We start from the raw sequence: 10,212 nt of genomic DNA on the forward strand, positions 1-10,212 counted from the left end.
ATGATTTGGAGAAAGACGATCAATTAGCTCTGTTTTTATAATCGAACTCGGGTTAGTACTAATAAGTTAGTATATGGAGAAAGCTCAAGTAGTATTTTCCAAATTTCTAAAAATGTATTTGGCAAAGGAGTTGAGCCTCCTCCAGCAGGAACACAAACCAATATTATCACAATAGATGCTAATAACCGTGTAGGTATTGGAACAGATTCTCCAAGTGCCCAACTGGATGTTGATGGGGATGTAAGAATAGATCAGGAACTGATAGTCCAAAGTACAGCAAATATACTGGGAGATATTGACTTAGGTTTAGGTTCGACTACTATTAGCTTTGGTTCTTCAACTGTTGCAAGAACTCTAAAGTTAAAGTCAAAGTATAGCTATGGTTCAAAGGGAGTTGTGCGAGGATTAGCCATTACTGCGGCAGGTAATGTAGGTATTGGGATTGATAATCCAAGTAAAAGTTTAGAAGTGAATGGTACTACAAAAACTTCAGGCTTCCAAATGACAAACGGAAGTGCTTTAGATGGTAAAATCTTACAATCTGATGCGAGTGGAAATGCTTCTTGGGTTGACCCTGGAACATTAAGTGGTGTTGGAATATGGGATGAAACAAATTCTGTTGCAAACTATTATGGTAGTGTAGGAATTGGAACTGCTAATGTAGGAACACATAAATTAGTAGTTGCAGGCTCTATCAACGCTACTCTAATTAAAGTAACAGAAACAGTACCAAGCTCCGACTATGTATTCGAAGCCGATTATTCCTTAATGCCATTAAATGAGTTAGAAACATTTGTAAAAACAAATAAACACTTACCTGAAGTAATGAGTGCCGAAGAGTTTGCTAAAGACGGCTATTCTTTAGGTGAAATGGATGATATTTTACTACGTAAGGTAGAAGAATTAACTCTTTATGTGATAGATCAAGATAAAACCATTAATACTCAGCAGGAAACTCTAGAGCAACAACAAATTCTACTCGAAAAACAGCAAAAGCTGATTGACCAATTATTAGAAGCACAGAAATAATATTCTTAAGATAGTTGCTCATGAATGCCCTCCTCTAAAAGGGATGGTTCTGGGAGCTTAAGGAATACTTTGTTTCACAATACACGATTTAAATTAAAACCTATATCATGAAGGTAAAAAATATACTAATAAGCTTATTATTAGCTATTATTTCCCATGGACTTATTGCTCAATCGGTCTCCGTGCAATGGCTAAAGAATAGCGATGGAGCAAGCTGGGATTTGGTGAGCGATATGAAAATGGATACTGCTAATAATATGTTTGTGGTGGGTAATTTCACTTCTACTGCCAAAAGAGACATTAAAAGCAGCGAAGGCAATAAGGACATCTTTATTGCAAAATATAATTCTGATGGAGAACAAACTTGGTTTCATCAAGTGAAAAGCAAAGATTATTGCCATATCAATAGCTTAGACCTCACTGAGGATGGTAAACTATTAATCTCAGGTTTCTTTAATGAGGAAATCATGCTCGATGAATACCAATTGAAAGCAAAAAAAGGAAATCAAGCCTTTTTTGCAGTGATTGATACAGCCGGGAAGTTCCAGATGGTAAAACATATTGAAGGTTATTTTAAAGGCCTACCCATTTTTGTACAACAAAGAGCTGATAAAGGTTATTGGTTTGTGGGTAGTTATACACGAGATTTAGTCATTGATAAAGAAACCTTTAAAGGAAATTATAGCTCCGAAATATTTGTTGGGAGCTTTAATAAAGATGGAGAATTGGAAAACCATTTGATATTAAATGGCAACGGAGATGAAGAGGTAAAAGGAGTAACCACTACTCTGGATGGTCATTTATTACTAACCGGAAGTTTTGAGAAAAACCTTCATATTGGAAGCCAAACTTTCTACTCCAAAGGATATACCGATGCTTTTTTAGTGGAGCTGAATAATGATTTGGAAGTTGTGGATAGCAAACAGCTGGGTGGCGTTTATAAGGATTATGGCAAAAGCATTGGTTTCGACCATGAAGGCCATTATTTATGGGCAGGATGTTTTTCAGCTCAATTGCAAACAGAAGCCCAGTTCCCCATGCAATCTAGTGGGAATTACGATGTGTTTATTGCCAAGTATAATCCCGAGCGAGAACTCCTATGGATGGAACAATTGGGTGGCAAGGCCAATGACTATTTAATGTCGGTGGCATGTAACCAATACAATAGCATTTACCTAAGTGGAAGTTTTAGAGGAAGCATAGAAAAAGAAGAGCAAGAAATAGAGTCGGTAGACTTTTCTTCTGATGTCTTTCTGGCCAAATTTGAGGCCGGTGGCAAATTTAGATATATGGAAGCCTTGGGAGATACCAATGCCGATTATGCTCGACAACTCATTGTCGACACCGAAAACTATATTTACCTCTCCGGAAATTTCAATGAAAAGTTTAAAGCCTTAGAAGATACCAGCCTCCGAGCAGATCAAGAGGACTATTTTCTAACCAGATTGTATGATTGTGATTTTAGCAAAGCCATACAATTGCCTTCAGATACGGCATTATGTGCTCAGATATTTGAGATACAAGCCGACACCAATTATGTGGAATATATTTGGAATGATATTTCAGGAAATTCTACTAAGAAGGCCGATACCACAGCCATGTATTATTTAATAGCTAAAGATGAATTTGAGTGCCTATCCAGAGATAGCATATTCATACAGCTTAACGATGACCCAAGAGTAGACTTGGGTGAGGATATGGTGGTTTACCAAGGTGATGTGATACAATTGGTAGCTGATCCCCATTTAGAATCTTATCAATGGAATGACCAATCTACACTTTCTTATATGGAGATAAACACTCAAAACTTAGTTTTAGGCGATCATCATTATTCGGTTGCTGTTTTAGATACCAATTTCTGTCAGGGCCAAGGAGAAATTAATATTACAGTTTTGGGAATGGATGATTTAGAAAGCGAAGGAAACAATGAGCTAAGCCTACAAATTTACCCCAATCCAGCTAAAGAGCAATGCTTTCTCAAATTAGAGAACCTCAACTTGAGAGAAGCTTTACAACTAGAGTTCTGTACTCTTGAAGGAACTCGATTATGGGAATTAAAACCCGATATATCCTCCATAAATATGGAGATGGAATTAAATGTGCAGGACTTGGTTCCTGGCACCTATATTTTAATGATTAAAAATGGAACTGTGACTCTGGAGGATAGGGTTGTGGTGGTTAAATAAGTATTATAATGAGAAAGATAAATGTTTTAATACTGTTAATGTTTTGTTTGATTGGTACAGTATACTCTCAAATGAATGAAGGTACAGCCCTTCCTAATGTGTTACCTTCAAACCCTAAAGCATATGAATTTATGAAGTATGGTGAAATACCAGTAGGAAAGTATACTGGTGTCCCCAATATCTCAATTCCCATTTATACTATCAATGCTAAAGGACTCGATATACCAATCTATCTGTCATATCATAGTACTGGTTTTAAAGTTAATGAAGAAGCGGGATGGACTGGTTTAGGATGGACTTTAAATGCAGGAGGGTCTATAACTCAAGTTATTCAAGGATATGATGATTATGGGTTCTATAGGCACAGATCATTACCGGATTTTCAGGAAATAGAGCCTAATTTACCTGATGGTGCACTGGCAGGATGCGAACCTTTTTGGATTGCAGGAACTAATCACATAAGCCACGGTGGATTACTACATCCTTCTTATCCAGAAGGTGTTTGGGACAGTGAACCTGATATTTTTAAATTTAGCTTCTTGGATTATTCTGGTAGTTTTATCCTGGATTGGGAAAATGAAGAATTTGTTTGCTTATCAGACCCCAATATTCTCATTGAATCAAACTATTCTGCTGGAGGAACCCCTGGGGACTTTACTATAATTGTATCAGAAGGACATCACTTTGTTTTTCTAATCAAAGAGGTAGGGACATTTATCTCTCACTATTCAGAGAGTGAAGAAATGGGTGGTGGAATAGGCAGCAATATTACAGATCTTGTAAACCATAATGAAAAATCCTTCAGAACCTATCAATTAATTCAAATTATAACAAATCAAGGAGATGTTATCGATTATGAATACACCAATACAGATGAGGTTGATGGGTATCCAAATATTTCGAAGCACATGTACTTTTATGAGCCTTTTTTAAACTCAAGCGATTTCCAAGTTTTGGGAATCAATCAGTTTGACATATTAAAGACTATTACTGCATCCAAACAAGAATATTCTTATTTAACTTCAATTGAATTTGATGGAGGTTATATTAAATTTAATTCTACTGATGATAGGTTAGACATTATCTCAGCTCTAAAGCTAAATAGTATTGAATTGAGGAAAAGTAAAAATAATTATGTGCCGGTTAAGACTTTTAATTTCGAGTATGATTATTTTAATGGTCATTCTAATGGCGAGAATTTGGACTCTTATTTAATAGAAACAAGTATCATTAAAACGAATGATGAACTGACCAAAAGATTAAAGCTATTATCTGTGCAAGAAGTCGGAAAGCCAACTTATGAGTTTGAATACTTTGAAGAGAATCCTCTTCCTAAAAAGACATCTTTAGCAACAGATTATTGGGGATATTATAATGGGGTTTTGATTAATGAATCACTTTTCCCCAATATTTATAGGTTTGGTTTTCCTTATAATGAAAATTCATTCTATGAGCGTATACGTTACAATAATAAGAGTTCAAGTGTTGAGCATACAAAATCCAGTGTTCTTAAAAATATTGTTTATCCAACAGGAGGATACACAGTATTTGATTACGAATTAAATAGTTTTGATAACTATTATGTACCCAATATTGATGACGGTGAGCAAGGTTATTTACGTATAGGTCCAGACCTGCCACAATCCTTAATTGAGCATGGAGCAGCAATTTTTGGGGAAACTACTTTTTTTGAGGGAAGTGCACAGTTAAGCCTGTGGGGATGTGATTGGAATGATTGTGACAATTCACCTCATATAAGAATTTATTCCTATAAAGACACAGAGGAAAATGGCCTCTTGGATGCGTATATAAATAATGGGTATGGTGTGATGCCAACATTAAATGAATTGGGTGCACAGCCAGGGGGAGACAATTATGATGCATATATTGATCAGGTGATTGATATAACAATGGATAATCCTGAGCCCAATGCAGTTGAGCATTTTCCAGATCTAGAATACGAATTCAAAAGAGGATTAGTTTGGGTAGAAAATGTGGGTGGAGGCTGCGGATATTCGCCTCCGTCAATAGCCAGTGGTGCATATCTACATTTGTCCTATTTTGATTATGGGGAAAATAATAATCTTTCATTTGGAAGTGGACTACGAGTGAAGAAAATAGAATCTTATAATGAAAATGACAACCTGATCGGAAAAAATGAATTTATATATGAAAGAGGAAAATTAATGTCTCCACTTGTATATGCAAATAAGCATACTACTCCTTTTCATGACGAAATGTTAGAGCTTGTTTATGATGACCCCATTATTCCTTGCGTTGAGGTTTGTGAGGAAAGACGTGTACATGCATATAAATACAATATTTACTCTGCTAGTTTGACAGGAATATCAACTTCAGCGAGTGGCAGATATGTCGGGTACACTGATGTTATTGAAAAAAATATTTCAACTCAAAATGATGAAAACAGTACAGGTTATACTGTGACTACTTTCTCAAATGAGCCGGATCAGTCTTCCCTTGGATCTGGCATAGGTTTTTTTTCAACAAACTCAGTTATTTTACCGCCTGAAAGACCAAGCCTAGAGAATGGATTATTATTAGGAGAAAAATATTTTCAAAATGATTTAGAAAATCCTATTTCTGAAACAGTCAATTTATATCAGCCTGGAGTTATTAATACTTGTTTCTATGGAGCCAGATATTCACTAATTGAAAAAAGATTTAGTTTCGTGGATGCGTGTCGCTGTTTTTATGAGACTTATAATAAATGGCAAATAGGGGCTTATCCAAATAAGCAACGAGCTAAATCTTTATTAACTGCAAAAACTGAAATCCATCATTTTGATGATATTAATAGTATAACCAAAACAGTTGAATATGACTATGATGATCATCATCAGTTAAGCTACTCCAAAACAATAAATTCAAATAATGATGTGGTCGAAAGCTTTTATAAATATCCCTATGATTTTTATGGAATATCTCCATTTGATGATATGAGACTTAGAAATAAAATCAGACCAATAGTTGAACAAGAACAAAAGGTGAATGGTCAACGTATTCAACTTAAAAGACTTGATTATATCAGAAAATTAAGCACCTATAGTTTTCCAATTTTTCCAGTAAAAGGCTATAGCGAAGCCAATGGGTCTTCTGGTCCTTTAGAGCTTAGGGTTGATTATCATGAGCATGATTTCAAAGGAAATATACTTGAAGTATCCAAATCTGATGATGTGCATATCGTTTATTTATGGGGCTATAATTACCAGTATCCAATTGCTAAAATTGTTAATGCTGAATATATTCAAGATGTTAAAAATGCCATTGGAGTTGATTATGAGGTCTTACAACAGAAATCCAGTAGCGAATTGGAAGCCATATTCCATAATTTAAGGAATCATCCCAATTTGGAGGGTACTCAAATATGGACCTATACTTACGAACCATTAAAAGGAATGGCATCAGAAACCTCTCCAAATGAAAAAACCACAACCTATACCTACGATGATTTAGAAAGGTTGAATATTATCAAAGATTTTAATGATAATATTATTGAATACATTGAATATCATTATTTTGAGGGAAATTAAATACCAGAAAAAAATGAAAAAAATATCTATAAGTATTATAATTATTGTTTTCAATTTATTAACATATGCCCAAAGCTTTGGTGATGATTGGAATTATAGAGCAATATCAACATATAATAGTGATGAAGAAGTAGCAAGAGTTTCTTTAACTTTAAGTCCTGGTTTTAATACAGCTAATCATAATAATTTTGTTGGATACATTGACCCAGATTTACCTTTAAATGGAGGTGTTTCTGAAACTGATGGAGAATTTAATATGAATTATGTTAGGGTTTACCATCCTTTAAAAGATAATTCAACTCAGATTCCACCCGTACATGACCAAATAGATTATCATGAGTGGAAAGAAACCATTAATTATTTTGATGGCATTGGAAGGCCCATTCAAACTGTTAATGTAAAGGCCTCCTCTTATGATAATGATATTATACAACCTACTATTTATGACGAATTTGGAAGAGTAAAAAAAGAATACCTCTCCTATGCTATTGCTCAAGATGGAGAAAATGGACCTGGTGGTTTCAGATCTAATGCAGTAGAAGAAAACAGTGAGTATTACCATAACTATTTTTCTACAGGTGATGGCTTTTCAGCATTTGCAGATAAAGAGTTTGATGGTTCTCCTCTTGATAGAGTTGTAAAACAAGGATCTCCAGGAGCAGCATGGCAGTTAAGTGAGACAAGTGGTCATTTTATTGAATATAAATACCTGTCCAACTCTAGTTCTGCCGAAACCTTCCCAATACTCAAGGTGGAAGTCGGTAATCTGGTCAATTCTGGAGAAGTTTTTTCTACAAATACTCTATTTAAAACTATTACAATAGATGAAGATGGTAATGAGAATGTTGATTATAAGGACTTTGAAAATAGGGTCATTGTGAAATGTGGAGAAGAGAATACCAAGACTTATTATGTATTTGATGACTTGGGATTACTAAGATATATAGTTCCAACATTAGCAGCATTAAAATGTAATGGTTCATCTGTCCCAACAGAAGATGAAATAAATGCCCTATGTTATTATTATGAATATGATCATAGGAATAGAATGATATTAAAGAAACTTCCGGGAGCAAGTCCGGTTTATTTGGTTTATAATAAAAGAGACCAATTAATTCTATCGCAAGATGGCAATCAAAGACCCTACGATAAATGGTCTTTCACAAAGTATGATGTTTTTAATAGACCCATAATAAATGGTGTTTGTACAATTCCAAGTACTACTGTTAATGACATCAGAACGACAGCCATGAGCTCAGCAAGCTATGAAGATTTTGAAACTAATACCGGATTTAATAATACTGCCTATTCAAATACCACTTATCCCATTTTATCCTCACAAGATGAGATACATACAGTTAATTATTATGATAGCTATCAAGTTTTGGATATTCTTTATACCGATAATATTTATAAATTTGCTGATGATGAATTAGACTTTTTGCATTTGACAAGTGGTGAAGCAAATACTGAGGTAATAGGTCTGCCTACTGTCTCATCAACTAAAGTGCTTTTAAACGATTCAGAAACAGTAATTGATGATTTATTGTTAAGTGTAACTTATTACAATATTTATGAGCAGGCCATACAAAAAATAAGCGATAATCATTTAGGAGGAGTAGATATTGTCTCCTATAAGGTAAATTATACTGGAGATATTATTGAGTCAATTGATAAGCATATATTAAATGACCAAGAAACTAAAATTAGGCAATTATTTTATTATAATCAAAACAAATTATTGACAAGTTCTTTACATTCCGTAAATAATTCCTATCCTGTAGCAACAGTCAATAAATACAACGAACTTGGGCAATTAAGCTATAAAAGCTTACATGCTAATATGCAAAGTGAAAATGCAATTCAGCAAATTGATTATGATTATAATATCAGAGGCTGGATGATAGGGATCAATAATCCCAATAGTTTAGGTGATGATTTATTTGCCATGCAATTGGATTATAATACTGCAAGTAATCAACAATTCAATGGAAATATTGGTGCTATTAGCTGGGCAAGTGAAACATTTGATGATATCAAAACCTATGATTTTGTTTATGATGGTTTAAATAGAATCGAAGCTTCGGTTTATCAAAATAATGGCCTTTATAATACCACCTATACTTACGATGCTAATGGAAATATTGAAACATTAGGTAGGTATATGGATATTGGAGGTGTAGCCCAAGAAATAGATCTTCTTGATTACGATTATAATGGTAACCAGCTATTATCTGTTAATGATCAATTTGGAGATTATTTTGAAAACTATGGATTTAAAGATAATGGGGTGTTTAATGCTGTTGAGTATCTTTATGATGATAATGGTAATATGGAAAGCGATGATAATAAAGGGATAGAAAACATTGCTTACAACCATTTGAATTTGCCAATAAGTATTCAATTTAACAATGATAAAGCAGAAAGCAAAAGCATAGGCTATATCTATACGGCAAATGGAACCAAATTAAGAAAGCACACACACGATGGTAGCAAAGAAAGCATAATAACAGATTATGTGGGAGCTTATGTCTACGAAAATACTACCCTACAATTTATCCAAACCAGAGAAGGCCGTTTAGTACCCAATGAAAGCGGAGGTTATAATTACGAATACGCCCTGCAAGATCATCTAGGTAATACCCGAGTTATGTTTAACGAAGAAGGCGAAGTATTACAAGACCAAAGCTATTATCCCTTTGGTATGAGTATGGGAGAGGCATTGACTTATAATGATATTATAAGTACTCCAGAAAATAAGTATCTTTACAACGGAAAAGAATTACAAGATGATTTTGGATTGGACTGGTATGAATATGGTTTTCGGTTTTATGACCCACAGTTAGCTCGATTCCCAAGCCTTGATCCTGTTGCAGATAAATTTGCTTATGTGTCACCATTTAATTATGCTGAGAACTCTCCAATTTCAAATATTGATTTGTGGGGTCTTCAGGCTGTTTCTAGTATAATAGCTGCTGCTATGCATAGAGATAATCCCAAACTAGCTAAGGATGCAGAATATCTAAAAGGATCTCAAGAAGCTGAAGGACTCGGTATAATTTTAGGTGCAACGGCTATGACTCCAATTGCTTCATCAACAGTTGGGTTTTTTGTTAGATCAGCACCAGAAGTATACGGTGAAACAAGACTGCTTGTAGCATTAACTCCAGAAGTATTAAGGTTTCTTTCAACCAAAAATCCAAGAGTAGTATCTGCATTTTTAACTTTTCTGAATTCTATCAAACCTGAGGGAGAAGTTTCTATGCCGACTGGCTTAACTACAACAGAAAGCTTAATTTTACTATTTAGTTTATTTGATCAAGGTTTAATTGGTGATAGTAGAATTGATGTAAAGAAGAAGTTAAAGTCTGATGCCCCAAAGTCTGATGCCCCAAAGCCTGATGTTCCAAAGCCTGATGTTCCAAAGCCTGATGTTCCAAAGCCTG

The 10,212-nt window shown here is 34.5% G+C and carries 4 protein-coding genes; all 4 read left to right on the forward strand.

Annotated features, from left to right (window positions below; translation table 11 throughout):
- Nucleotides 1-396 precede the first annotated feature (396 nt).
- On the forward strand, nucleotides 397-1,029 hold the full coding sequence (locus HNS38_RS18925) for a hypothetical protein (protein WP_172346910.1): 633 nt from the start codon (nucleotides 397-399) through the stop codon (nucleotides 1,027-1,029).
- A 107-nt stretch (nucleotides 1,030-1,136) separates the two neighbouring features.
- Nucleotides 1,137-3,215, forward strand: coding sequence for a T9SS type A sorting domain-containing protein (locus tag HNS38_RS18930; RefSeq protein WP_172346911.1), 2,079 nt, complete (start codon nucleotides 1,137-1,139; stop codon nucleotides 3,213-3,215).
- Nucleotides 3,216-3,223: 8 nt separating this feature from the next.
- On the forward strand, nucleotides 3,224-6,766 hold the full coding sequence (locus tag HNS38_RS18935; protein WP_172278192.1) for a hypothetical protein: 3,543 nt from the start codon (nucleotides 3,224-3,226) through the stop codon (nucleotides 6,764-6,766).
- Nucleotides 6,767-6,779: 13 nt separating this feature from the next.
- Nucleotides 6,780-10,212 (forward strand): DUF6443 domain-containing protein (locus HNS38_RS18940; RefSeq protein WP_172346912.1); only part of this gene is annotated, 3,433 nt, incomplete at its 3' end.

Origin of the sequence: Lentimicrobium sp. L6 (assembly GCF_013166655.1) — a bacterium.
In the GTDB taxonomy this organism is placed as follows: domain Bacteria; phylum Bacteroidota; class Bacteroidia; order Bacteroidales; family UBA12170; genus UBA12170.